The following is a 22,510-nucleotide window of genomic DNA, read 5'->3' on the forward strand; positions in this document are numbered from 1 at the left end:
CTAGTCCGCGTACTGCAGGCGGTAGAGGGTAGCGTAATACCCCCCCTTCTCCAAGAGGGCCTCGTGGGTCCCTTCCTCCAAAAGCCTCCCCTTGCGGAAGACCAGGATGCGGTCCACCCGCCTTATGGTGGAAAGGCGGTGGGCGATGAGGATGGAGGTTCTTCCTTCCATGGCCTTGTAGAGGGCCTCCTGCAGGCGAACCTCGGTCTCCGAGTCCACGTTGGCCGTGGCCTCGTCCAGGATGAGGAGGATATCGGGGCTCATGAGAAGGGCCCGCACCAGGGCGAGAAGCTGCTTTTCCCCCGTGGAAAGCCCCGCCCCCCTCTCCCCCAAGAGGGTGTGGTACCCCTGGGGCAGGCGCAGGATGGCCTCGTGGACCCCCAAAAACCTCGCCACCTCCACCACCTTCTCCTCGGGGATGGAGGGGTCAAAGAGGCGGAGGTTGTCCAAGACGGTGCCGGAAAAGAGGAAGGGGTCCTGGAGGACGATGCCGATGTGGCGGCGTAGCTCCTCCTGGCGGTAGGCCCGCACGTCCTCCCCGTCTAGGAGGACCTGGCCCCTCTGGGGATCGTAGAAGCGGGCGATCAGGCTCACCACGCTGGTCTTCCCCGCCCCCGTGGCCCCCACCAGGGCCACCTTCTCCCCCGGGCGGATGCGGAAGGACACCCCCTTCAGGACCCAATCCTTCTCCGTGGGCTCCACCCCTTTGGGGGTGTAGGCGAGCCAGACGTCCTTGAACTCCACCTCCCCCCGGAAGCGCAAGATGGGCTTGGGGTCCTCGGGGTCCTTGAGCTCCTCCTCCGTGTCCAGAACACCGAAGATCCGCTCGGCGCTGGCCATGGCCCCCTGGAAGAGGTTGAACTTGTCGGATAGGTCCTGCAGGGGCTGGAAGAGCTGGCGGGTGTAGTCCACGAAGGCCACCAGAAGCCCCAAAGAGGCCACCCCCCGCACCACCTCCCCCCCGCCGTAGAGGAGGAGGCCCGCCACCGCCAGGTCCCCGAGAAAGCCCACCACGGGGAAGAAGAGGGCGAACCAGCGCACGATCTCCACCCAGGCCTGGAGGAGGTCCTGCCCCAGGCGGTCAAACTTCTCCTCCCGCTCCCTTTCCCGGGCGAAAAGCTGGATGGTCTCCACCCCGGAGAGGTTTTCCTGAAGGGCGGCGTTCAGGCGAGCAAGCCTCAGGCGCATCTCCCGGTAGGCGGTGCGCATCCCCTGCCGCACCCAGGCGGTGACCCAGAGGAGGACGGGGACCACCAGGAGGACCACCAGGGTGAGCTTGGGGCTTAAGGTCAGCATGAAGGCGAGAAGGCCGAAGAGGGTGAAGAAGTCGGCGATGACCCCCACCAGCCCCCCGGTGATGAACTGGTTGATGGCGTCCACGTCCGAGGTGATGCGGGTCATGAGGCGGCCCACGGGGTTCTTGTCGTAAAAGCCCGGGTGGAGGCGCATGAACTTGGCGAAGAGGGCGCTTCGCAGATCGAAGAGAACCCGCTGCCCCACCCACTGGATGAGGTAGGTCTGGCCGTAGGTGGCGGCGAAGTTCACCCCCCGCACCGCCAAAAACCCCAGGCTCACCCACAGGAGGAGGTGGAAGCGCTCGGAAAGGGGCTTGGCCTCCTGGGGGACCAAAGCCCCGTCGATGGCCCACTTGAAGAAGAGGGGGGTGAGGGCGGCGGTAAGGGTGGTGAGGAGGAGGAAGAGGAGGGCCCAACCCACCTGCAGGCGGTAGGGCCTGACGTACTGGAGGATGCGGGCGAAGAGCACCCGGTCAAAGGCCTTGGTGTAAGCGTCTTCCGGCCCTGGAGAAGCGCTCATCCCTCCACCTCCCGCTCCATGCGCTGAATGCGGTCCAGCTCAGCGTAGAGCCCCCCGGCCTCGAGGAGGCTCTCATGGGTCCCCTCCTCCACGATCCTCCCCCCGTCCAAAACGACGATCCAGTCGGCGTGGCGCAGGGTGGGGGTGCGGTGGGAGATGAGGAAGGTGGTCTGCCGCCCCAAGACGGTCTTCAGGCCCTGGAGGATCCTGGCCTCCGTTTCGGTGTCCACGGCGCTTAAGGCGTCGTCCAGGATGAGGATCTTGGGCCTTTTGGCCAAGGCCCGGGCCAGGGCCACCCGCTGGCGCTGCCCCCCGGAGAGGGTGATGCCCCGCTCCCCCAGGACCGTCTCGTACCCTTTGGGGAAGGCGAGGATCTCCTCGTGGATCCCGGCGAGCCGCGCCGCCCACTCCACCCGCTCGCGGTCTGGACGGTCCAGGCCGAAGGCGATGTTTTCCAGAATCGTTTCGCTAAAAAGGAAAGGCTCCTGGGGGGCCACCCCCACCGCCTGGCGCAGGACCTTGAGGGGCAGGCGGCGGGCCTCGTACCCACCCACCCACACCCGCCCCTCCGTGGGGTCCAGGAGGCGGGGCACCAGGGCCGCCAGGAGGCTCTTCCCCGACCCCGTGCGCCCGGTGATGCCCAGGGTCATGCCCTCGGGCACGGTGAGGGTGAGGTCCTTGAGGAGCCAGCGTCCGTCCGCCTGGAGCCCCACCCCCTCTAGGCGCACCTCCCCCGAAAGGGCCTTTGGGTCCACCGGCAGAGGATCCTCGTCCCGGATAAGGGGCTCCCGGTCCAAAAGCTCCAGGAGGCGCTTCAGGCTGGTGAGCCCCCGCTGGTACATGGCCATGACCCACCCCAGGCCGAGGATGGGCCAGGTGAGCTGGGCCAGGTAGGCGTTGAACTGCACCAGCTGGCCCACGGTCATCTCCCCCCGCACCACCATCCCTCCCCCCACCCACAAGACGGTGAGGAAGGCGAACCCCATGAGAAAGCCCAGAAAGGCCTGCATGGGGCCTTCCACCCGGGCCAGGGCCAGGCTCTTCTCCACGTAAACCCGGTTGAGGTCCTGGAAGCGGGCGAGCATGCGGCCTTCCAAGGCGTACCCCTTCACCACCCGGATGCCGCTGAAGGCCTCTTGGGCCAGGGTGCTGATGCGGTCAAAGGCCTCCTGGGCCTCGCGGTAGCGCCGGTCCACCAGCCGGAGCAGGTAGAACACGAAGAGGGCGATGAGGGGCAGGATCAGGGTGAGGTAGAAGGCCAAGCGGGGGTTAACGGCGTACATGGAGCCAAAGGCCAGGAGTACCATAAAGGACAGGCGGCTTCCCATCATGATCCCCGGGCCCACCATCTCCCGCACCGCCGAGAGGTCGGTGTTTAGGCGGTTCATCAGGTCTCCCACCCGGGTCTTGTGGTAAAAGCTCCGGTCCAAGCGGAGAAGGTGGTGAAAGAGGTCCTTCCTGAGGTCGTATTCCACTTGGCGGCTGGCCACCACCGCCAGACGGCGCATAGCGTAGGAGAGGAGGGCCGAGGCCGAGGCCGTAAGGAGGAGGTAGAAGGCGTATCGCCCGTAGGCCCCTCCGTGGCCTACGGCATCCACGGCGAGGCGCAGGAAGTAGGGCCCCAGGACGAAAAAGAAGATGGAGGCCAAACCCGCCAAGACCCCAAGGAGGTAGTGGCCCCGGTAGGGAAAGAGGTAGGGGAGGAGGCGGGAGAGGAGGACTGACCGCTCGGTCATGCCCTGAGTCTAACCCATGAAGGCCCGGGCTCAAGGAGCCCGGCCACAGGCTTATACCCCTTTGGCGTGAATCCTTCGCCCAAGCCCAGGTACGGAAGCCCTGCGGGCCTTTTGGCCGGGGCCAGCATGGGGTGGTATTACCCCTCCATCTCCCGCTTGAGGGCCTTAAGCTCGCCTTCCCAGTCTTCCCCCAGGGTGAGGAGGCGGTGGGGCTTGGTGAGCCTCCGGGCCGCCTTCCTGAGAAGAGGGGGAATGGGGGGACAGGCGTAGGAGACCACCAGGAGGAGGGCCCTCACCCGGCCCAGGCGGTGGAGGTAGTGGACCATGCCCAGAAGCTCCTGGTCGGTGGGCAGGTCCAGGGGAAGGAGCCTCTGCCCTTCCTCACGGAGGCGCTCCGGGGGCTGGTCGGGAAAGTAGGGAAGGAGTTCCACCTGGGCTAAGGCCTCCGTCACCCTTTGGCGGAAGCCCTCGTCCTCTAGGAGGTAAGGCTGGGCCACCACCCCCACGCTCCCCGGAGGGGTCTTGAGGGGTGGGGCGGGCTTGAGGAGGCTTTTGGTCTGGTCCAGGGCCCGGCCTACCCGCATGGGGTTGCGGGTGAGGATCTGGCCGATCTCCCCCGCCCGCCCCAAAACCCGCTCCGAAAGCTCCGCCGGCACCTTGAACACCGGAGGAAGCCCGGGGTAATAGCGGTGGAGGGTGGCCTCGAGGTCCAGAAGCCAGGGGCACTGCCCCCCACCCCGCTCCGACTCCACTCCCCCTTGCAGGTCGGGGAGGAGCAGGTAGTCCACCCCCTGGGCTTTCAAGGCCTCCACCTGGGCCAGAAGCCCCTGCACGGGCAGGCAGTAAGGCAGGCGGGAATCGGGGTCCACCGAGGCCCGCACCACCTCCACCCCCAAGGCGCGAAGGTAGGCCTCCCAGAAGCCCAGGTACCGGCGAGAAAGGAAGCCCTGAAGGACACCCACGCGCATACGCCCTATCCTACGCCAAGGGCCCGGAGAAAGGAAAGGAGCGCCTTTTGCCCCTCCCAAAGGCTTTGGGGAAGGATCCACTCCTCCTCGGTGTGGGCCCCGCCCCCCCGGTAGACCCCCAGGGCCAGGGCGGGAATCCCCCGCTCTATGGCGGCGCTGGCGTCGGTGGAGCCCACCTGGAAGAGGGGCCTTTCCCCTATGGCCTTCAGGGCCTCGGTGGCTGCCCGCCTCAGGGCCTCCGTGGCGGTGGCCCCGGCGGGCCTTTCCCCTAGGACCTCGAGGCGGAAGTCCACTCCCTGGCCCCGGGCCGCTTCCGCCATCGCCTCCTTGGCCCGGGCGAAGAGGCGGGAAAGGTCCTCCTTGGCCTCGGCCCGGATCTCCAAAAGGGCCGAGGCCTCCTTGGGCAGGACGTTCACCGCCTGGCCCCCCTGGAAGGCGGTGGCGTTGAGGCTCGCCCTCCCTTCCCCCCGAAAAAGGCTCTGGAGGCGGTGAAGCCCCTCGGCCAGGGCGAAGACGGGGTTAGGGCTTCCCCGGTCCCCCCAGGCGTGCCCCCCAGGGCCCAGGAAGCGGACCCGGAAGCGCACCGAGCCCAAGGCCCGGTCCACCACCCCCGGGAGGTAGCCGTCCACCGCCACCACCACCTGGGGAGAAAGGGCCGCCACCAGGGCCCTGGCCCCCTTCAGGTTCCCCAGGCCCTCCTCCCCCACGGTGAAGCCCCGAACCACCCCGGGGATCTCCGGCAGGGAGAGGAGCACCGCCACCCCGCCGGTGTTGTCGCCGATCCCCGGAGCGTAAAGCCTCTCCCCCACCCGCCGAGGAGGAGCCGGGGGCAAGACGGTGTCCAGGTGGGCGAGGAGGAGCACCTTTCCCTCCCCAGCCCACACGTTCCCCAGGCCATCCCGACGGGCACCAGGAAGGCGCCCGGCCACGTAGGCTCCCCTGGCCTCTTCCCCCTCCAGGGGGGCGAGCTCCAGGAGGAAGCGCACCGGGTCCACTACTCTTCCGCCTCGGGCTGGGCCAGCCCCTCGCGGATAGCGTAGAGGGCGGCCTGGGTGCGGTTGTTCAGGTGAAGCTTCTGGAATATCTCGGAAAGGCGGTTGCGCACCGTCTTCTCCGAGAGGCCGAGCTCGGCGGCGATCTCCAGGTTGGTGTAGCCCTGGGCCAAGAGCTTCAGGATCTGCACCTCCCGCTCGGAAAGCTCGGCGTGCAAAGGGGCCTGGCCTTCCTTTTTGGCCCGGAAGTCCTGGATGATGCGCCCGGCCAGGTCCGCGTCCAGAAGCACCTCCCCGGCGTGCACCCGGCGGATGGCCTCGGTGAGCTCCCGGGCATCGGTGTCCTTGAGGAGGTACCCCCGCGCCCCCGCCTTCACCGCCTCAAAGACGTAGGCGTCCTGGCGGTACATGGTGAGGATGATGACCCTGGCCTGGGGCCACTCCTTGAGGATGGCCTGGGTGGCCTGGACCCCGTCCAGCCCCGGCATCTGGATGTCCATGAGGATCACGTCGGGCTTGGCCTCGAGGGCGTGGCGCATGGCCTCCCAACCGTCCTTGGCCTCTCCCACCACCCGGAAATCCCCCTCCGCCTCCAGAAGGCTTTTGAGCCCCTGGCGGAAGAGGGCGTGGTCGTCTGCCAACAACACCCGGATCACCCCTTCATTGTAGCGCTCCCGCACCCGCAGGCCCGGTGGTAGGGTGGAGGGGTGAGGGTCTTCACGGTGGAAAAGCTGGTGCCCGGGGGATACGGCCTGGCCCGAGGCGAAGAGGGGGTGGTCCTGGTCAAGGGGGGCCTACCGGGGGAGGTGGTGCGGGGAAGGCCCGTGCGCCGCAAGGGAGCCCTCTTCCTGGAAGGGGTGGAGGTCCTCTCCCCCCGCCCCGACCGCTACCCCCACCCTCTCCCCCCCTCCGCCGACCTGCCCCTGACCTACGAGGCCCAGCTTCCCCTTAAGGAGGGCCTGGTGGCCGAGGCCTTGGCGCGCATCGCCAAGCTTTCCTTCCCCTTAAGCCCCATCCGCCCTTCCCCCAGGCCCCTGGGCTACCGCACCGCCGCCCAGTACGCCCGCCACCCCTTGGGGGGCCTGGCCTACCGCTTTCCGGAAAGCCACGAGCTCTTCCCCCTGGAGAAGGACCCCCTGGTGGCCGAACCCCTGGCCTGGGCCCTGGAGGTCCTGAGGTTCTGGCCCCTCCCGGTGGAGGAGGTGGCCTTAAGGGGGAGCCTCTTAAAGGGCCAGGCCCTCCTGGGGCTCATCGGGGGAAGCCCGGAGGGCCTAAGGCGGGCCGCCAAGGCCCTGGTGAAGGAGGGCTTCGCCGGGGTGGTCTGGGCCGAGCCCTCCCCCAGGGGGCGCTTCCGGGGACAGGTGCGCCCCCTGCACGGGGAAAGAACCCTCCTGGAGGCCTTCGGCCCCCTCACCGCCACGGTGAGCGTGGAGAGCTTCGCCCAGGTGAACCCCCTGGCCATGGGGCTTCTCCTGGAGGAAGCCCAAAGGCTGGTCGCCGGGGGGCGAAGGGCCCTGGAACTCTACGCGGGCTCCGGACTCCTTTCCCTTCTCCTCGCCCCCCGCTACGAGGAGCTGGTGGCGGTGGAGATCAGCAAGGAGGCGGTGCGGCGGGGGGAGGCGGACCGGCGGCGCCTAGGGGTGGGGAACCTCCGCTTCCACCGGGGGGACGTCCGGGAAGCGGCGGGGCTTGGCGCCTTTGACCTGGTGGTCCTGGACCCCCCTCGAGGGGGCCTCGCCCCCGAGGTCCGGGCCTACCTCAAGGAAAGCCGCCCCCGGGAGATCCTCTACGTGGCCTGCGACCCCCCCACCTGGGCCCGGGACGTGGGGGAGCTGGTGCGGGAGGGCTACCGCCTGGCCTTCGCTAGGCCCTACGACTTCTTCCCTTTTACCCACCACGTGGAGGTCCTCTCCCTCCTCCGCCTAGGGGAAGGGTAGGCCGGAGAAAAAGGGCCTGGGGTCCACCGGCACCCCGAAGAGGCGCACCTCCAGGTGCAGGTGGGGGCCGGTGGAAAGCCCGGTACTCCCCAGAAGCCCCACCACCTGGCCGGCCTGCACCCTTTCCCCAGGGCGCACCCTCCGCTCCTTCAGGTGCCAGTACCCCGTGCAAAGCCCCGCTCCGTGGGCCACCACCACCGCCTCTCCCCGCACCTTGAGCCTTTCCGAGAGGACCACCACCCCTCCCGCCACCGCCTTCACGGGGGTGCCCGGGGAGGCGGCGTAGTCCAGGCCCTCGTGGTAAGAGGTGAAGAGGGCGCCGTACCGCCTCCTCACGCCGAAGGGGCTGGTGATCCGCCCCGAGAGGGGGGGCCTGAAAACCAGGCCCCAGGGCCCAGGGCCCTCCCTGGGGCAGGCGGCCACCACCTTCTCCCGCTCGGCCTCGAGGGCGGGATCGCGCAGGAGCGATTCCAGGTTAGGGGACAGGTCCAGGGCCTCCTGGCCGTACCCCCCGGGGGCGACCGGCAGGGGCCAAACCGCCTCCTGCCCTGGCAAAAGGAGACGCAAAGGGGCCTCCTTGGCTTCCGCCAAGGCGTTCACCGGTACCAGGCCGAGGAGGCCCCCTTTCCCCGGGAAAAGGGGAACCCGCACCCCCAGAAACTCCACCTCCCCCTCCCGGTACCCCTCCACCCGGAGGGCAAAGGCCTGGCCCTGCACCGGGGGCGAGAGGAGGATTCGCCCTTGGGGAAGAGCCCTCTCTAGGAGGGAGCGGATCCATAGCCGCTGTCCCACCCGGATGCGGTTCGGGTCCTCCAGGCCGTTGAGCCGGGCGAGGGCTTCCACCGTGGTGCCGTAGCGCCGGGCGATGGCGAAGAGGGTCTCCCCGGGAGCCACCACGTGGACCTGGGCCCAGGCGGAGGCCAGGAGGAGAAGCAGAGCCCAGAGGCGGCCCATGGGCTTATCCTATGGGGAAAGGAGCCCCTATGGTCCTCATCCTGAACGGACCCAACCTGAACCTCCTGGGCGAGCGGGAACCCGAGGTTTACGGCCGCACCACCTTGGAGGAGTTGGAGGCCCTCTGCGAGGCCTGGGGAGCGGAGCTCGGCCTTGGGGTGGTCTTCCGCCAGACGAACTACGAAGGCCAACTCATAGAGTGGGTGCAGCAGGCCCACAAGGAGGGGTTTTTGGCCGTGGTTTTAAACCCTGGGGCCCTCACCCACTACTCCTACGCCCTCCTGGACGCCATCCGCGCCCAACCCCTCCCCGTGGTGGAGGTCCACCTCACCAACCTCCACGCCCGGGAGCCCTTCCGCCGCCACTCCGTCACCGCCCCGGCCTGCCGGGGAATCGTCTCCGGCTTCGGGCCCCTCTCCTACAAGCTGGCCCTGGTGTACCTGGCGGAAACCTTGGAGGTAGGGGGCTAAGGCGTTGGCGGCGCCTTTGGGCCTCGAGGGCAGAATCTTGAAGATTCTCCCGTTATTACCCCATGGGCGGGAAAGAAAGCCCCGTGCTATAATGAAAGTCGGCGTCTAAACGCCTCTTAGGAGCGCTATGGCCCAGGTACTGCCGGTAGAGATCACCGAGGAACTCAAGCAGAGCTTCATCAACTACGCCATGTCCGTCATCGTGGACCGGGCCCTGCCCGACGTCCGGGACGGGCTCAAGCCGGTCCAGCGGCGCATCCTCTTCGGGGCCTACCAGGAGGGGGTGCTCCCTAACCGCAAGCACGTGAAGAGCGCCAAGATCGTGGGCGAGGTCATGGGCAAGTACCACCCCCACGGGGACGCCGCCATCTACGAGGCCCTGGTGCGCCTCGCCCAGCCCTGGAACCTCCGCTACCCCCTCGTGGACGGCCAGGGGAACTTCGGCTCCATAGACGGCGACCCTCCCGCCGCCCAGCGCTACACCGAGGCCAGGCTTTCCCCCATCGGGGCGGAGATGCTCCTGGACATAGACAAGGAGACGGTGGACTTCCGCCCCAACTACGATGGCTCCCTCAAGGAGCCCGAGGTCCTGCCCTCCGCCATACCCAACCTCCTGGTAAACGGGGCGAGCGGCATCGCCGTGGGCATGGCCACGAGCCTCCCGCCCCACAACCTCTCCGAGGTGGTGGACGCCCTGGTGGCCATGATCGAGAACCCCGCCATCACCCTCGAGGAGGTCATGCGTTACCTCCCCGGCCCCGACTTCCCCACCGGGGGGAAGCTCTCCCGGAAGGGCATCCAAGAGGCCTACGCCACGGGCCGGGGAAGCCTCAAGGTGCGGGCCAAGGTGCGGGTGGAGGAGAAGGGCCAGCGGCCCGTCCTGGTGGTGACGGAGATCCCCTACCAGGTGAACAAGGCGAGCCTCATCGCCCAGATCGCCGCCCTGGTCAAGGCCAAGAAGCTGGAGGACATCGTGGCCCTCCGGGACGAGTCCGACCGGCAGGGCCTGAGGGTGGTCGTGGAGCTCAAGCGGGGCGCCAACCCCCAGGTGGTCCTGAACCAGCTCTACAAGCACACCGCCCTCCAGACCTCCTTCACGGTGAACCTCCTGGCCATCGTGGACGGGGAGCCCAAGGTCCTCTCCCTCCTGGACCTCATGCGCCACTACCTGGACCACCGCAAGGAGGTGGTGCGCCGCCGGAGCCTCTTTGAGCTCAAGAAGGCGGAGGAAAGGGCCCACGTCCTCGAGGGCCTCCTCATCGCCCTGGACCACATCGACGAGGTCATCGCCCTGATCCGCGGCTCCGAGGACGCCCCCAAGGCCCGGCTGGCCCTCATGGAGCGCTTCGCCCTCTCCGAGGCCCAGGCCCAGGCCATCCTGGACATGCGCCTCCAGCGCCTCGTGGCCTTGGAGCGGGAAAAGCTCTTGGAGGAGTACCGGGGGCTCATGGAGGAGATCGCCCGCCTGAAGGCGATCCTCGAGGACGAGGCCCGCCTTCTCGCCGCGGTCAAGGCCGACCTCCTCCGGGTCAAGGAGAGGTACGGGGACGCGCGTCGCACCCACATCACCGAGTTTGAGGAGAACTTCACCCCCGAGGACCTGATCGAGGACGAGCCCATGGTCATCACCCTCACCGCCCAGGGCTTCCTCAAGCGCCTCCCCCTGGAGGGCTACCGGGCCCAGGGCCGGGGGGGCAAGGGCCTCATCGCCGGCAAGACCAAGGAGGAGGACGAGGCCACCCAGGTCTTCGTGGCCGACGCCCACGACGACCTCCTCCTCTTCACCAATCGGGGCCGGGTCTACCGCCTCAAGGTCTACGAGCTTCCCGAGATGGGCCGCCAGGCCCGAGGGGTGCACGTGAAAAGCCTCCTGCCCCTCTCCGAGGAAGAAGAGGTGGCGGCCCTCCTCTCCGTGCGGGGCCTGGACCAAGAGGGGTACCTGGTCTTCGCCACCGAGCGGGGCCTCGTCAAGCGCACCGCCCTCAAGGAGTACCAGAACCTGGGCCAGGCGGGCCTCATCGCCATAAGGCTCCAGGAGGGGGACCGCCTGGTGGGGGTGGCCTTCTCCGACCCCGAGGACGAGGCCATCCTGGCCACGGAGGAAGGGCAGGCCATCCGCTTCCCCCTGGAGGAGGTGCGGGCCACGGGGCGGGACAGCCAGGGAGTAACCGGAATCCGATTCAAAAAACCCCGCGACCGGGTGGTCTCCCTGGTCACGGTGAAGCCCGGGGAGATGGTGGACCTCCTCTCCGTGAGCACCCGCGGCTACGGCAAGCGCACCCCCCTTTCCGAGTACCCCCTGCAGGGCCGGGGCGGGGTGGGGGTCATCACCTACGCCGTCTCCGCCAAGGTGGGGAGGCTTGCCGCCCTCCTCAAGGTACGGGGCACGGAGGACCTCCTGGTCCTTTCCAAGAAGGGGCTCGCCATCCGCACCCCCGTGGCGGAGATCCGCCAGTACTCCCGGGCCACCGCCGGGGTGAAGGTGATGAACCTCCCCGAGGAGGACGAGGTGGCCAGCGCCTTCGTGGTGGAGGAGGAGAAGTAGATGGAAGAGGTGGTGCTGATCACCGTGCCGAGCGAGGAGGTGGCGAGGACCCTGGCCAAGACCCTGGTGGAAGAGCGCCTGGCGGCCTGCGTGAACATCGTCCCCGGGCTCACCTCCGTCTACCGCTGGCAGGGTAAGGTGGTGGAGGACCAAGAGCTTCTCCTCCTGGTCAAAACCACCACCCACGCCTTCCCCAGGCTTAAGGAACGGGTCAAGGCCCTCCACCCCTACACCGTGCCGGAGATCGTGGCCCTGCCCATCGCCGAGGGGAACCAGGAGTATTTGGACTGGCTTCGGGAGAACACGGGATGACCCCGGACATGCTGGACTTCCTCCGGGCGCTCCACGAGGCGGGGGCCCGGTTTTTGGTGATCGGCGGGTACGCCCTGGCCTTCCTGGGGAGGCCCCGCTTCACCAAGGACCTGGACCTCTGGGTGGACGCCCAGGAGGCGGAGAGGGTCCTCGCCGCCATCCGCGCCTTCTTCGGCGGGGACGACCTGGGCCTCACCGTGGAAGACCTGGCAAGCCCAGGCGTGGTCCAGCTGGGCTACGCCCCCAACCGCATTGACCTGGTGATCCTGGACGCCCCCCCCTTTGACGCGGCCTTCGCCCGGGCCCTGGAGCGGGAGGTGGCGGGCGTCAGGGTCTACGTGGTGCACCCCGAGGACTTCAAGGCCCTGAAGCGGGCCTTCGGCCGACCCGTGGACCTCAGGGACCTGGAGGAGTTGGAATGAGAACCATCCGGCCCATGGCCCGCCGCTTCCCCCTGGAAACCCTCCCGGACGACCGGGAGGAGTGGCGAGAAGTGCCTCTAGAAGAGCGCCTAAAAGCGCTATGGGAGATGGCCCTTTTCTGGGCCAGAATGGAGCTGGCCCAGGCGGAAGGGGAGGGGAGGAGGGCGGAGATCGCCGTGGAGCGGCTTCTCCCCGTGGCCAGGAAGCGCCCCTTGGGGAAGGGATAGCCGGGGGGCGATTTTTGCAACCCGAAGGTTTACAAAATCCCGGGGGGCGTGATAGCCTAGGGGCAAGGAGGGAACCATGACCCAGGCCCGCGAAACCGTAAGCTTCAAGCCCGGAGAGGTCATCCTCTACCCCGGGGTACCGGGGCCCAGGGAGCGGGCCTTCCGGGTGCTGGAGGGGTTGGTGCGCCTCGAGGCGGTGGACGAGGAGGGCAACGCCCTCACCCTGCGCCTGGTCCGCCCCGGGGGGTTCTTCGGCGAGGAGGCCCTCTTCGGCCAGGAGCGGGGCTACTTCGCCGAGGCGGTGACGGAGGTGCTCCTGGAGCCCCTGCCCAAGGAGCCCACCCCCGAGGTGCTCCAGGAGCTGGCCCAGCACCTGGCCCAGGCCCTGGCGGGCGCCTACCGCCGCATCGAGCGCCTCGCCACCCAGCGCCTCAAGAACCGCATGGCCGCAGCCCTCTTGGAGCTGGCGGAAACCCCCTTGGCCCAGGAGGAGGAAGGGCAGCTGGTCCTCCACGCCACCCACGACGAGCTGGCCGCCGCCGTGGGGAGCGTCAGGGAGACGGTGACCAAGGTCATCGGAGAGCTGGCCCGGGAGGGCTACATCCGCTCAGGCTACGGAAAAATCTTCCTCAAGGACCTCCAGGGCCTTAAGGAACTGGCCCAGGCCCGGGGAGAGGGCCGGTAACTGCCCCATGCTGGCTTGCGCCAGCATGGGACGAAACCCTAGGGCCCGCACTTTAAGTACCCCGCCGCGGTAGGGTACTTAGGCCCTCAGGCCCCGCCCCGCCTGGCGTAAACTGAAGGCCATGCGGCTCCGGCAACGCCTCCTCACCGGCCTGGTCACCCTCTTGCCCCTCTTGGTTACCCTCTACTTCCTGGGCTGGGTCTACACCTATTCCGGGAGCTACATCCAGGGCTTCCTCCGCCTCTTGAACCTCGAGGTCCCCCCGGGCTACGTGCCCCTCCTCCCCTTCGTGGGCCTCTTCCTGGCGGCGGCCCTCATCTACCTGGTGGGCACCCTGGCGGAGAACTACCTGGGCAGAAGGCTCATCGTCTCCTTGGAACGCTCCCTTCTCCTCCTCCCCATCGTGCGGGACATCTACAAGGCGGTGCAGCAGATCGCCCACACCCTCTTCGGCCACCAGGAGGTGAGGTTCAGCCGGGCGGCGGTGATCGAGTACCCCAGGCGGGGCCTCTACACCCTCTGCTTCGTGGTCCAGCCCGTGGGGCACCGCCTTCCTCCCCTGCCCGAGGGGTACACCGCCGTCTTGGTGCCCACGAGCCCCGTGCCCGCCAGCGGCATGGTGATCCTGGTGCCCTCGGAAGAGGTCATCCCCCTGGAGATCAGCGTGGAGGAGGCCCTCAAGTACGTGGTCTCGGCGGGCTTCCTCCTCCCGGAAAAACCCCAAGGCCCCTTAACCTCCCTCCCACAAAAGGCGGAAAACCCCTCCTAGAATGGGGAAAAGATGCGGCGCCTCCTTCTCTTCCCCCTCCTTCTGGCCGCGGCCCTGGCGGCCCTCCCTCCCCTCCTCGGCCCGGCCCTGCTCCCAGGCGCGGAGCTTAGGCTCCTCTCCGCAGACCTCAAGACCCTTTTCGGGGCCTGGCGGGTGGAGGGCAAAAGGCTTCTTCCCCTCTCCCCCCCCCTTGCCCCCAGGGTGGGGCAGGAGGTGCAGCTTCTCCTGGTCCTCCCCGGGGAAAAACCCCGGGCTTTCCCCGGCGTGGCCGAGCGGGGGGACGTCTTCCTCCTCTGGGAAAAGGAGCGGGTGAGCCTCTTAAGGCTCCTCAAGGAGGTCTACGGCCTCGCCCCTCCGGAAAGGCTTTGGCCATGAAGCGCATTCTCCTCATTGAGGACGACCCCGAGGTGGCCCAGCTGGTGGAGCTGGAGCTCAAGGAGGCGGGCTTCGCCGTGGACTGGGCGGGGACCGGCATGGAGGGCCTGGTGAAGCACCGGGAGAAGAAGCCCGACCTGGTGGTGCTGGACCTGGGCCTGCCCGACCTGGACGGGGCCGAGGTGGCCCGTAGGATCCGCGCCACCGACGACACCCCCATCCTGGTCCTCACCGCCCAAGACGCCGTGGACCGCAAGGTCTCCCTGCTTTCCGAAGGGGCGGACGACTACCTGGTCAAACCCTTCCACCCCGCCGAGCTTCTGGCCCGCATCCAGGTGCAGCTCCGCCACAAGGGGGAAGGGGAGGTCCTCGCCGTGGGGCGGCTTGAGCTTTACCCCAGGAGGCGGCAGGTCTTCTTCGGGGAGCGGGAGGTGCGGCTTTCCCCCAAGGAGTTTGACCTCCTTTCCCTCCTCATGAGCCGCCCGGGACGGGTCTTCTCCCGCCAGGAGATCGAGAAGCGCATCTGGGGGAAGCCCTTGGGCAAGGACTCCAACGTGCTGGACGTCCACGTGGCCAACCTCCGGGCCAAACTGCGGGAGGCCGGGGCTTACGGCTACCTGCGCACGGTGCGGGGGCTGGGCTACGCCGTGCGCCAGGGCAAGGGAGAGGAAGACTAAGTGCCCGCACGTTGTTTTCGCAAGATGGGACACCCGAAACAGGGTCAGGAGAAGGCCCTTTTGGGGCCCCCGCCGCGGCGGGGTACTTAGACCGGGCCGGCCGGGGGGATTCGGTGCCTTCCTTCCGCACCCGCCTCTTCTTGGCCTTCAGCCTCCTTTGGTTCCTCTTCCTGGGGGGGGCCTTGTACCTGGCGGGGCGGGGGGTGGAGCGGGCCCTTCGCGGCCACCTCGAGGCCACCCTCCTCCAGGACGCCCGCAGGGTGGCCGAGGCCTACGGCAAGGGCCAGGCGGGCATCCTCCTCACCACCGGGGGGGTGTACCTGCACCTCTACGCCGAGGACGGGGAGGCCCTGGTCCTCACCCGCCCCGACCACCGCCTGCCCCGGGAGGTCCTCCGGCACGCAGGGGCCGAGCCCAAGGCCTTCTGGGCCCAGGGCTTTCTGGCGGCGGTGGTGCGCACGCCCCTGGGCCTCCTGGCCCTCACCGCCGAGGCGGCCCCCATTGAGGCCGCCCTGGCCGCCCTGAGGCAGGCCCTTATGGAGGCCTTCTTCCTCCTTTTCCCCCTGGGGGTGGTCCTGGTCTACCTCGCCGCCCGCCTGGCCACGAGGCCCTTGGCGGAGGCGGCGAAGGAGATCGCCACCCGGAGCCCCGAACGCCTGGACCCCGTCCCCTTGCGCCTTCCCAGGGACGAGTTTGGCCACATGGTGGAGGCGGTGAACGCCCTCCTCTCCGCCCTCAAGGAGGCCAAGGAGCGGGAGCGGGCCTTCCTGGCCGAGGCGAGCCACGAGCTCAGGACCCCCCTCACCGTGCTCCTCGGCCACCTGGACCGCCTGGGGCGGAACCCTATGGACCTCGAGGCCCTGGCCGCCGCCCAAAGGACCGCCGAGCGCATGGGCCGCCTGGTGGAGGACCTCCTCGCCCTGGCCCAGGGGGAGACGGGTTTCCGCTTCAGCCCCCACATCGTGGACCTGAAGGCCCTGGCGGAGGAGGCCGCCAGAGAACACGGGGTGGCCTTCCAGGGGGAGGAGGCCGAAGTCCTGGGGGACCCCGACCGCCTCCTGCAGATGCTCCGCAACCTCGTGGCCAACGGGGTGCGGGCCGCGGGGAGGGGGGGCGTGGCGGTGCGGCTACGCCGGGAAGGGGACCACGCCCTCCTGGAGGTGGAGGACTCGGGGCCTGGGATCCCCGAGGACCTCCTTCCCCACCTCTTCCAGCGCTTCGCCCGGGGGCCCGGAGGGGGCACGGGGCTCGGCCTGGCCATCGCCCAGGCCATCGCCCGGGCCCACGGGGGGGAGATCGCCGTGGAAAGCCGCCCCGGGCGCACGGTCTTTAGGGTGCGGCTGCCCCTTTTGGAAGAGGAGTAGGCGCTCTTCCGGCTCGGGTATGCTAAGGCCAAATGCGTGTGGCCCTCTTTATCACCTGCCTGGCGGACCAGTTCTACGCCGAGGCCGGGGTGGTGGCGGTGCGGCTCCTAAGGGCCCTGGGGGTGGAGGTGGACTTCCCCCAGGGGCAGACCTGCTGCGGCCAGCCCGCCTTCAACGCCGGGTACTGGGACGAGGCGAGGCCTCTCGCCAAGCGGACCCTGGAGGTCTTTGAAGAGGCGGAGTACGTGGTCCTCCCCTCGGGAAGCTGCGCCAGCATGGTGAAGAACCACTACCCCGAACTCCTTCCCGGAAACCGGGAGGCTTTGGCGATGGCGGAGAAGACCTACGAGCTCTCCCAGTTCCTGGTGTGGGTCCTCGGGGTGGAGAAGCTGGGAGAGGGGCTTAAGGGGAGGAAGGTGGCCTACCACCACGGCTGCCACGCCCTGAGGGAGCTTGGGGTGCGGGAGGAACCCCTTCTCCTCCTCCAAAACGCCGGGGCCGAGGTCCTCCCCTGGGAGGCCTGGGAAGAGTGCTGCGGCTTCGGGGGGCTTTTCTCGGTGAAGCTCCCCGAGGTCTCCTTGGCCATGGCGGACCGCAAGATCGCCACCCTGCCCGAGGCCGAGGTCCTCACCTCCACGGACGCGGGCTGCCTCCTCCACCTCTCGGGGCGGATGGCGAAGAAGGGCCTGGACCTGAGGGTGGCCCCCCTCGCCACTCTGCTTTGGGAGGCGTATGCGGGCTAAGGCCAAGCTCTACCCCAAGGAGGCGGCAAGGCTCCTCCGGGAGAAGCCCGGGGTGCGGGAGGCGGTCACCGGGGCCACGCTCCACTTTGAGAGGAACCGCCTCCGGGCCTACGCCGAGGTCCCCATTGAGGAGTGGCGAGAAAGGGCCCAGGCAGTGAAGGACCACGTCCTAAGCCTCCTGGACCGCTACCTGGAGCTTGCGGAAAAGCGCCTTCGGGAAAACGGGGTCCAGGTGCACTGGGCGGAGACCCCTGAGGACGCCCACCGGGTCTTAAGGGAGGTGGTGGCCCGGCGCGGGGTGAGGCGGGCGGTGAAAGCCAAGAGCATGCTCACCGAGGAGCTCGCCGTAAACCCCCTCCTCGAGGCCCTGGGGGTGGAGGTCTACGAGACGGACCTCGGGGAGTACCTGATCCAGCTTTTAGGCGAGCCCCCAAGCCACATCGTGGGCCCCGCCATCCACCTCTCCTTGGAGGAGATCCAAAAGCTTTTCCACCAGCGCTTCGGCACCCCCTTGGACGCTCCCCCTGAGGCCCTGGCCCAGGTGGCCCGAAGGGTGCTGCGGGAGGCCTTCCTCACCGCCGAGCTCGGCATCAGCGGGGCCAACTTCCTGGTGGCGGAGACCGGGACCCTGGCCCTGATGGAGAACGAGGGGAACATCCGGCTCTCCACCAGCCTCCCCAGGGTCCACGTGGCCTTCGTGGGGATAGAGAAGCTTCTTCCCCGCTTTGCCGACCTCGCCCTCTTCCTCCCCCTCACCGCCCGGGCGGCCACGGGGCAGCGCCTCTCCACCTTCGTCTCCCTCATCCAGGGCCCCGCCAGGGAGGGGGAGGAGGGCCCGGAGGAGGTGCACGTGGTCCTGGTGGACCACGGGCGCACCGCCCTCCTCCATGACCCCGAGGCCTGGGAGACCCTGAGGTGCCTCCGCTGCGGGGCCTGCCTCAACGCCTGCCCCGTCTACCGCCAGACCGGGGGGCACCCCTACGGCTACGTCTACTCCGGGCCCATCGGGGCGGTTTTGGACCCCGGCCTCCTCACCCTGGAGGAGGCCTACCCCCTGCCCTACGCCTCCACCCTCTGTGGCGCCTGTTACGAGGCCTGCCCGGTGAAGATCCCCATCCCCAAGCTCCTCCTCACCTGGCGGCACCGGGCGGTGGAGGAGGGCCTCACCCCCTCGTGGGAGCACGGGGCCATGAAGGCCTTCCGCAAGGTCATGGAAAGCCCCGCCCTTTACCGCCTCTTCTCCAAAGGCCTAAGGGGCCTTCCCCTGCCCCAGGACCTCCTTCCCCTCCTCAAGGCCTGGACCGAGGGCCGGGGCCCCCTGAAGCCAAGCCCCAGGCCCTTCCACGAGCTCTGGAAGGAGGTGGAAGGTGGACGCTAGGACCAGGATCCTCGCCCGGGTAGAGCGGGCCCTCAAGGAGAGGCCCAAGGCCCTTCTCCCCGAGCACCCCCACACCCCTCTCCCCCTGGACCCCGTGGACCTCCTCCTTGGGCGCCTTCAGGAAAACGGGGCCGAGGCCTTGAGGCTTTCCCGGGAAGAGGCCCCCTCCTTCGCCCTACGCCTCGCCCAGGGGCTTCCCGGGGCCGCCTTCGGCAAGACCCTCCCCCAGGACCTCAGGCCCCCCCTCCCCGAGCTCCCCCCCGAGGAGGCCCCCTTGGGGGTCTCCTGGGCGCTCTTCGCCGTGGCGGAGACGGGGAGCGTGGCCCTCTCCAGCGAGGAGGGGCGAAGGGTCCAGCTCCTCCCCCCCATCCACCTGGTCTTCGTGGAGGAAGGGAGGGTGTACGGTACCCTCCTCGAGGCCCTCCAGGACCTCCAAGCCCTCCCCAGCACCCTAGGCCTCCACTCCGGCCCCTCCAAGAGCGCCGACATCGGCCAGGTGATGGTGAAGGGGGTGCATGGGCCGGGGAGGCTCATCGTGGCCGTGCTCACGGAAGCCGGTAGGCGGGAGGAGGGGTAAGCCTCCGCCAGTTGAAGCGTAGACCCCCCTCGTCCCGCACGAAGACGGGCCACCAGACGAAGCTCGCCCGCCCGGCGATGGCCTCCTGGGGCACGGGGCCGAAGGTGCGGGAGTCCTCCGAGCCGCCCAGGGTGCGGTTATCCCCCATGACGAAGTAGTAGCCCTTCTTTAGCCGGATGCGCCCCACCTCGCAGGACTCCTCCAACCGGCTCCGGTCCAGCACCTCCTTGGAGGGGGGAAGGAGCATCTCCTTCAGGGGCCTGAGGTAGGCGGGCAGGAGGTCCACGGGAAAGTCCCCCTGCTGGGTGATGATCCGGGTCATGCGCCCCTCCTTGTAACAGACCCCGGGGAAGGAGTCGGGCCAGGGGGAGAGGTGGTCGGTGATGTGGGTTTCCGGTAGAGGCACGCCGTTCACGTGCACCACGCCCCGCTCTATATACACCTCGTCCCCCGGCACCGCCACGATGCGCTTGATGAAGAAGGCCCGGAAGGAAAAGCCCAGGACGGGGAAGCGGGCGGTGGCGTAGGGGGTGCCCTCGGGGGGCTTGAGGATGGCGATCTCCCCCCGGCGCCACTCCATGAGGCCAAAGCGCACCAGCCAGGTCTCCCACTTGGGCACCAGGACCCGCTCCCCGTTTCTCAAGGTGGGGAACATGCTCTGCCCCACCACCCCCACGGTGGTGAAGACGAAGGTGGTGACCAGAAAGGCCACCAGGAGGGCCTCCCCCACCTGGCGGAACCACTCCTTGAACAGGTACTCCCAGAAAGCCTTCATACTCCCCCCACTTTAGCAAGGGCCGCCCGCGCCGCCTGGCGGCCGGCCTCCACGATCTCCTCCAGGCGGCGGAAGTCCTCTAGGCCCACCCCTTGGAGGCTCGGCCGGACGTAGACTTCCGGGGCGTAGAGGGTGAGGCGCACGGAGGTGAGGTGGGCCTGCATCAGGTCCACCGCCCGCCGGGCCAGGGCCAGTAGGCCCCGGGGCACCCCCTCCACCGCCCTTTCCGGGGTCACGTCCACGGCGTAGACCTCCCCCGCCCCCAGGAAGCGGGCGGCGTCCACGGGCAGGTTGTCCAGCACCCCCCCATCGAAAAGAAGCCTTCCCTCCCGCTCCACCGGGGCCAGGAGACCGGGGTAGGCGGCCGAGGCCAGCACGGCGCTCGGCAGCTCCCCCTGGGTCAGGAAGACCAGCCTCCCCGAAACCGCGTCCACGGCGGTCACCGCCAAGGGACGCTGGAGCCCGGAAAAGGTCTCGGGCAGGTGCTCGGCCAGAAAGTCCTTGAGCTTCCTGCGGGAGAAAACCCCCTCCCTGGGGGAAAGGCCCAGAAGACCCAGCCAGGGGGTTTTCCGGGCCAAGGTCAGGATCTCCTGAGGGCTTTTTCCCGCGGCGAAAAGCGCCCCCACGATGGCCCCCATGCTGGTGCCCGCCACCACCTGAAAGTCCAGACCCGCTTCCAAAAAAACCTCTAGGGCCCCGATGTGGGCGAGGCCCCGGGCCCCGCCTCCGGAAAGCGCCAGGCCACGCACGGGAAAATCCTAACGGCTTCCAGGTGAAAGAGGTGAGGGGCGGGTATAGTGGAGGCGGTGAGCCTGGCGGGGAAGACCCTCCTTGAGCGCTACCGGGTGGTGCGCCCTTTGGGCCAGGGGGTCCTGGCCACGGTCTACCTGGCCTTTGACCCCTTCGGTACCCCCTACGCCCTCAAGGTCTTCCCCAAGGGGGCCGAGGCCCGGCGGAGCCGGGAGCTTTGGGTGGGGAAAAGGCTTTCCCACCCCAACCTCAACCCGGTGCTGGAAGCCTTGGACCTGGAGGAAGGCCCCGCCCTCCTCCTGGCCTACGCCCCGGGAGAGGAGATGGGCCGCTGGATGCTCCGGCGCCCGGAGCGTGGGAGGGCCCTCTTCGTCTTCCGGCAGCTCCTAGAGGCCCTGGCCCACATGCACGAAAAGGGCCTGGTCCACCGGGACGTGAAGCCGGAAAACCTCATCGTGGCTGGCACCGATGAGGCGAGGCTTCTGGACTTCGACCTCTCGGGTCCGGCCCTCGAGGCCTTCAAGAAACCCTTGCGGGTGGGCACCCTGCCCTACCTGGCCCCCGAACAGGTGCTGGGGAAAAGCCCGGGCCCAGAGGCCGACGTCTACGCCGCCGGGGTCATGCTCTACTGGCTTCTTTCCGGAGAACACCCCTTCGTGGGCGCACCGGAGGAGGTCCTCCTGGGCCACCTGCAAGGGACCGTCCCCCCCCTGCCCGGCCTGGGCCAGAAGGAGCGGGCGTACCTGGAGCGCCTTCTGGCCAAGCGGCCCGAAGCCCGCTTCCCCACGGCGGGGGAAGCCTTAGGGGCCTTTCCCTTTTGATGTTTCGCCTCCCTAAGTACCCCACCGCGGCGGGGGCCCCAAAAGGGCCTTCGCCCAGCCCCAGTCCGGGCACCTCATGTCGCGAAGCCAAGGCCCCGGGCGCGAGCCAGCATGTGGCGGTATCAGCGGGCAAAGGCCCCGTTGGCGAGGAAGCTGAGTATCCCGGCAAGGAGCCCCTGGGCCACCTTCTCCCGGTAGGCCGCCTCCAGAAGGCGCCTTCCCTCCACCGGGTGGTCCCCGAAGCCGATCTCCACCAGCACCGCCGGCACCTTGGCGTAGCGGAGGACGAAAAGATCCCCGGGAAAGCTCCCCCGGTAGGGGCTCCCCGTGGCCTGGGAGAGCTTTCGGCCCAGGGTTTCCGCCAGGCGCTGGCTGTAGCGCTGGTTGGCCTGGGCCACGATGTCCGAAAGGATGCGCTCGGCCACGCCCTTGGCCTCCTCGGTGAGGCGCTTGCCCAGCTCCCCGCCGCCGTTTTCCCGGATCACCTGGGCCACGACCCTGGGGTCCTGGGCCCGGCCGAAGTAGTAGGCCTCCACCCCCTGGGCGGTGCGGGTGGGGGAGGCGTTCACGTGGATGGAGATGAAGAGGTTCACCCGGGAGCTGTCCGCCATGGCGGCCCTCTGGGAAAGGTCTTGGCGCTTGTCGGGGGAGAGGTGGACGTCCTTGTCCCGGGTGAGGCGGACCTCAATCCCCTCCCCCTCCAAGAGGCGCTTGAGGCGGAGGGCCACGTCCAGGACCACCTCCTTTTCCACCACGTACCCCACCATCCCCGGGTCCACGCCGCCGTGCCCGGGGTCTAGGAGAACCACGGGCTTGGGGGGTTTGGGGGCGCGGCTTGCGGGCGGGGACGGGGAGGGCGGGGGGGGATCCTTGGCCTTCTTCAGGCTCAGGTCCAGCACCAGGCGCTCGGGGTCGGTGTAGCGCTGGACCTTCACCTCCACCGGGGCCTTGAGGCGCACCCAGACCCGCACCCCCCCCTTCTCGGGCACCACCTGCACCGAGGCCACCTCGGGGGAGTTCACCACGAGGTCATCGGGGGCCAGGGTGAGGCCGGGGAAGGAAAGGGTGAGCAGGTCGTCTCCCTGGTCCAAGCGGTAGGCCACCCCGGCCGAGGGGAGGTCAAAGACCAGGCGGGTGAAGCCCTCGTGGACCCCTACCCGGGGGAAGGCCAGGGCTAGGCTCCATAGGAAGAGGAGGCTCCAAAGCCACCGCATTCAA

General features: G+C 68.7%; 24 protein-coding genes. 15 read left to right on the forward strand and 9 right to left on the reverse strand.

Features of this window, described 5'->3' with window-relative positions; all coding sequences use genetic code 11:
* From ACY5J6_RS09325 to ACY5J6_RS09345, 5 genes are all read right to left on the reverse strand, one after another.
* Positions 1 to 1,815, reverse strand: coding sequence for an ABC transporter ATP-binding protein (locus ACY5J6_RS09325; protein WP_462844685.1), 1,815 nt, complete (start codon positions 1,813 to 1,815; stop codon positions 1 to 3).
* On the reverse strand, positions 1,812 to 3,551 hold the full coding sequence (locus tag ACY5J6_RS09330; protein ID WP_462844686.1) for an ABC transporter ATP-binding protein: 1,740 nt from the start codon (positions 3,549 to 3,551) through the stop codon (positions 1,812 to 1,814). Before ACY5J6_RS09330 ends, ACY5J6_RS09325 begins: the two co-directional genes overlap by 4 nt.
* A 137-nt stretch (positions 3,552 to 3,688) precedes the next feature.
* A complete protein-coding gene (locus ACY5J6_RS09335) occupies positions 3,689 to 4,519 on the reverse strand; it encodes a hypothetical protein (protein ID WP_462844687.1) in 831 nt (276 codons plus the stop codon).
* Between the two features lie 5 nt (positions 4,520 to 4,524).
* Positions 4,525 to 5,514, reverse strand: coding sequence for a M20/M25/M40 family metallo-hydrolase (locus ACY5J6_RS09340; RefSeq protein WP_462844688.1), 990 nt, complete (start codon positions 5,512 to 5,514; stop codon positions 4,525 to 4,527).
* A complete protein-coding gene (locus ACY5J6_RS09345; RefSeq protein ID WP_462844689.1) occupies positions 5,514 to 6,167 on the reverse strand; it encodes a response regulator transcription factor in 654 nt (217 codons plus the stop codon). Before ACY5J6_RS09345 ends, ACY5J6_RS09340 begins: the two co-directional genes overlap by 1 nt.
* A gap of 51 nt (positions 6,168 to 6,218) precedes the next feature.
* On the opposite strand from ACY5J6_RS09345, the gene ACY5J6_RS09350 reads away from it, so the two are divergent.
* Complete coding sequence (locus tag ACY5J6_RS09350) at positions 6,219 to 7,448, forward strand: class I SAM-dependent RNA methyltransferase (RefSeq protein WP_462844690.1); 1,230 nt, start codon at positions 6,219 to 6,221, stop codon at positions 7,446 to 7,448.
* Here ACY5J6_RS09350 and ACY5J6_RS09355 read toward each other — a convergent pair.
* Complete coding sequence (locus ACY5J6_RS09355) at positions 7,434 to 8,402, reverse strand: LysM peptidoglycan-binding domain-containing M23 family metallopeptidase (protein ID WP_462844691.1); 969 nt, start codon at positions 8,400 to 8,402, stop codon at positions 7,434 to 7,436. The genes ACY5J6_RS09350 and ACY5J6_RS09355 overlap by 15 nt on opposite strands.
* Before the next feature lie 29 nt (positions 8,403 to 8,431).
* Here ACY5J6_RS09355 and aroQ point away from each other — a divergent pair, with 29 nt between their 5' ends.
* The 13 genes from aroQ (at position 8,432) to ACY5J6_RS09420 (ending at position 18,946) form a co-directional block, all read left to right on the forward strand.
* Complete coding sequence (aroQ, locus tag ACY5J6_RS09360) at positions 8,432 to 8,872, forward strand: type II 3-dehydroquinate dehydratase (RefSeq protein WP_462844692.1); 441 nt, start codon at positions 8,432 to 8,434, stop codon at positions 8,870 to 8,872.
* A 127-nt stretch (positions 8,873 to 8,999) separates the two neighbouring features.
* Positions 9,000 to 11,417 carry a DNA gyrase subunit A gene (gene gyrA, locus ACY5J6_RS09365; RefSeq protein WP_462844693.1) on the forward strand — a complete coding sequence of 806 codons (2,418 nt, stop codon included), beginning with the start codon at positions 9,000 to 9,002 and terminating at the stop codon, positions 11,415 to 11,417.
* Positions 11,418 to 11,729 carry a divalent-cation tolerance protein CutA gene (gene cutA, locus ACY5J6_RS09370; protein ID WP_462844694.1) on the forward strand — a complete coding sequence of 104 codons (312 nt, stop codon included), beginning with the start codon at positions 11,418 to 11,420 and terminating at the stop codon, positions 11,727 to 11,729. It abuts the gene before it with no gap.
* A complete protein-coding gene (locus ACY5J6_RS09375; RefSeq protein ID WP_054638393.1) occupies positions 11,726 to 12,151 on the forward strand; it encodes a nucleotidyl transferase AbiEii/AbiGii toxin family protein in 426 nt (141 codons plus the stop codon). The genes cutA and ACY5J6_RS09375 overlap by 4 nt, the downstream gene beginning before the upstream one ends.
* Positions 12,148 to 12,378: a hypothetical protein gene (locus tag ACY5J6_RS09380; protein ID WP_462844695.1), complete on the forward strand. Its 231-nt coding sequence runs from the start codon at positions 12,148 to 12,150 to the stop codon at positions 12,376 to 12,378. Before ACY5J6_RS09375 ends, ACY5J6_RS09380 begins: the two co-directional genes overlap by 4 nt.
* Positions 12,379 to 12,454: 76 nt before the next feature.
* Positions 12,455 to 13,063 carry a helix-turn-helix domain-containing protein gene (locus ACY5J6_RS09385; RefSeq protein ID WP_462844696.1) on the forward strand — a complete coding sequence of 203 codons (609 nt, stop codon included), beginning with the start codon at positions 12,455 to 12,457 and terminating at the stop codon, positions 13,061 to 13,063.
* Between the two features lie 121 nt (positions 13,064 to 13,184).
* A complete protein-coding gene (locus ACY5J6_RS09390) occupies positions 13,185 to 13,832 on the forward strand; it encodes a DUF502 domain-containing protein (protein WP_462844697.1) in 648 nt (215 codons plus the stop codon).
* Positions 13,833 to 13,844: 12 nt separating this feature from the next.
* Positions 13,845 to 14,207 (forward strand): hypothetical protein, encoded by a 363-nt coding sequence (locus tag ACY5J6_RS09395; protein WP_462844698.1) that lies wholly within the window; start codon positions 13,845 to 13,847, stop codon positions 14,205 to 14,207.
* Positions 14,204 to 14,884, forward strand: a complete 681-nt coding sequence (locus ACY5J6_RS09400) for a response regulator transcription factor (protein ID WP_462844699.1) — start codon at positions 14,204 to 14,206, stop codon at positions 14,882 to 14,884. The genes ACY5J6_RS09395 and ACY5J6_RS09400 overlap by 4 nt, the downstream gene beginning before the upstream one ends.
* Positions 14,885 to 14,997: 113 nt before the next feature.
* Entirely contained in the window at positions 14,998 to 16,248 is a 1,251-nt protein-coding gene (locus ACY5J6_RS09405) for a sensor histidine kinase (RefSeq protein WP_462844700.1), read from the forward strand.
* 32 nt (positions 16,249 to 16,280) lie between these two features.
* Positions 16,281 to 16,991, forward strand: a complete 711-nt coding sequence (locus ACY5J6_RS09410; RefSeq protein WP_462844701.1) for a (Fe-S)-binding protein — start codon at positions 16,281 to 16,283, stop codon at positions 16,989 to 16,991.
* The gene (locus ACY5J6_RS09415) at positions 16,981 to 18,369 is read left to right on the forward strand and encodes a LutB/LldF family L-lactate oxidation iron-sulfur protein (RefSeq protein ID WP_462844702.1); all 1,389 of its coding nucleotides are present in this window, start codon (positions 16,981 to 16,983) and stop codon (positions 18,367 to 18,369) included. Before ACY5J6_RS09410 ends, ACY5J6_RS09415 begins: the two co-directional genes overlap by 11 nt.
* Positions 18,359 to 18,946 (forward strand): LutC/YkgG family protein, encoded by a 588-nt coding sequence (locus tag ACY5J6_RS09420; protein ID WP_462844703.1) that lies wholly within the window; start codon positions 18,359 to 18,361, stop codon positions 18,944 to 18,946. Before ACY5J6_RS09415 ends, ACY5J6_RS09420 begins: the two co-directional genes overlap by 11 nt.
* Here ACY5J6_RS09420 and lepB read toward each other — a convergent pair.
* Together lepB and ACY5J6_RS09430 are read right to left on the reverse strand one after the other, a co-directional pair.
* The gene (gene lepB, locus ACY5J6_RS09425; protein ID WP_462844704.1) at positions 18,915 to 19,721 is read right to left on the reverse strand and encodes a signal peptidase I; all 807 of its coding nucleotides are present in this window, start codon (positions 19,719 to 19,721) and stop codon (positions 18,915 to 18,917) included. The two genes, ACY5J6_RS09420 and lepB, sit on opposite strands and share 32 nt — an antisense overlap.
* Positions 19,718 to 20,470: a patatin-like phospholipase family protein gene (locus tag ACY5J6_RS09430; RefSeq protein ID WP_462844705.1), complete on the reverse strand. Its 753-nt coding sequence runs from the start codon at positions 20,468 to 20,470 to the stop codon at positions 19,718 to 19,720. Before ACY5J6_RS09430 ends, lepB begins: the two co-directional genes overlap by 4 nt.
* A gap of 48 nt (positions 20,471 to 20,518) precedes the next feature.
* On the opposite strand from ACY5J6_RS09430, the gene ACY5J6_RS09435 reads away from it, so the two are divergent.
* On the forward strand, positions 20,519 to 21,292 hold the full coding sequence (locus ACY5J6_RS09435) for a serine/threonine-protein kinase (RefSeq protein WP_462844706.1): 774 nt from the start codon (positions 20,519 to 20,521) through the stop codon (positions 21,290 to 21,292).
* Between the two features lie 122 nt (positions 21,293 to 21,414).
* Here ACY5J6_RS09435 and ACY5J6_RS09440 read toward each other — a convergent pair whose 3' ends face one another.
* Entirely contained in the window at positions 21,415 to 22,506 is a 1,092-nt protein-coding gene (locus ACY5J6_RS09440; protein ID WP_462844707.1) for an N-acetylmuramoyl-L-alanine amidase, read from the reverse strand.
* Positions 22,507 to 22,510: the final 4 nt, after the last annotated feature.

The sequence above is a fragment of the Thermus sp. H19.2 genome, assembly GCF_054979525.1.

Excerpts from the sequence above, each read along its gene's own strand:
- ACY5J6_RS09395 (WP_462844698.1), top strand. The coding sequence starts at position 13,845 with ATGCGGCGCCTCCTTCTCTTCCCCCTCCTTCTGGCCGCGGCCCTGGCG.
- ACY5J6_RS09410 (WP_462844701.1), top strand. The coding sequence starts at position 16,281 with ATGCGTGTGGCCCTCTTTATCACCTGCCTGGCGGACCAGTTCTACGCC.
- ACY5J6_RS09355 (WP_462844691.1), bottom strand. The coding sequence starts at position 8,402 with ATGGGCCGCCTCTGGGCTCTGCTTCTCCTCCTGGCCTCCGCCTGGGCC.
- ACY5J6_RS09330 (WP_462844686.1), bottom strand. The coding sequence starts at position 3,551 with ATGACCGAGCGGTCAGTCCTCCTCTCCCGCCTCCTCCCCTACCTCTTT.
- ACY5J6_RS09380 (WP_462844695.1), top strand. The coding sequence starts at position 12,148 with ATGAGAACCATCCGGCCCATGGCCCGCCGCTTCCCCCTGGAAACCCTC.
- ACY5J6_RS09375 (WP_054638393.1), top strand. The coding sequence starts at position 11,726 with ATGACCCCGGACATGCTGGACTTCCTCCGGGCGCTCCACGAGGCGGGG.
- ACY5J6_RS09400 (WP_462844699.1), top strand. The coding sequence starts at position 14,204 with ATGAAGCGCATTCTCCTCATTGAGGACGACCCCGAGGTGGCCCAGCTG.
- ACY5J6_RS09335 (WP_462844687.1), bottom strand. The coding sequence starts at position 4,519 with ATGCGCGTGGGTGTCCTTCAGGGCTTCCTTTCTCGCCGGTACCTGGGC.
- ACY5J6_RS09390 (WP_462844697.1), top strand. The coding sequence starts at position 13,185 with ATGCGGCTCCGGCAACGCCTCCTCACCGGCCTGGTCACCCTCTTGCCC.
- gyrA (WP_462844693.1), top strand. The coding sequence starts at position 9,000 with ATGGCCCAGGTACTGCCGGTAGAGATCACCGAGGAACTCAAGCAGAGC.
- cutA (WP_462844694.1), top strand. The coding sequence starts at position 11,418 with ATGGAAGAGGTGGTGCTGATCACCGTGCCGAGCGAGGAGGTGGCGAGG.
- lepB (WP_462844704.1), bottom strand. The coding sequence starts at position 19,721 with ATGAAGGCTTTCTGGGAGTACCTGTTCAAGGAGTGGTTCCGCCAGGTG.
- ACY5J6_RS09385 (WP_462844696.1), top strand. The coding sequence starts at position 12,455 with ATGACCCAGGCCCGCGAAACCGTAAGCTTCAAGCCCGGAGAGGTCATC.
- ACY5J6_RS09325 (WP_462844685.1), bottom strand. The coding sequence starts at position 1,815 with ATGAGCGCTTCTCCAGGGCCGGAAGACGCTTACACCAAGGCCTTTGAC.
- aroQ (WP_462844692.1), top strand. The coding sequence starts at position 8,432 with ATGGTCCTCATCCTGAACGGACCCAACCTGAACCTCCTGGGCGAGCGG.
- ACY5J6_RS09415 (WP_462844702.1), top strand. The coding sequence starts at position 16,981 with ATGCGGGCTAAGGCCAAGCTCTACCCCAAGGAGGCGGCAAGGCTCCTC.
- ACY5J6_RS09440 (WP_462844707.1), bottom strand. The coding sequence starts at position 22,506 with ATGCGGTGGCTTTGGAGCCTCCTCTTCCTATGGAGCCTAGCCCTGGCC.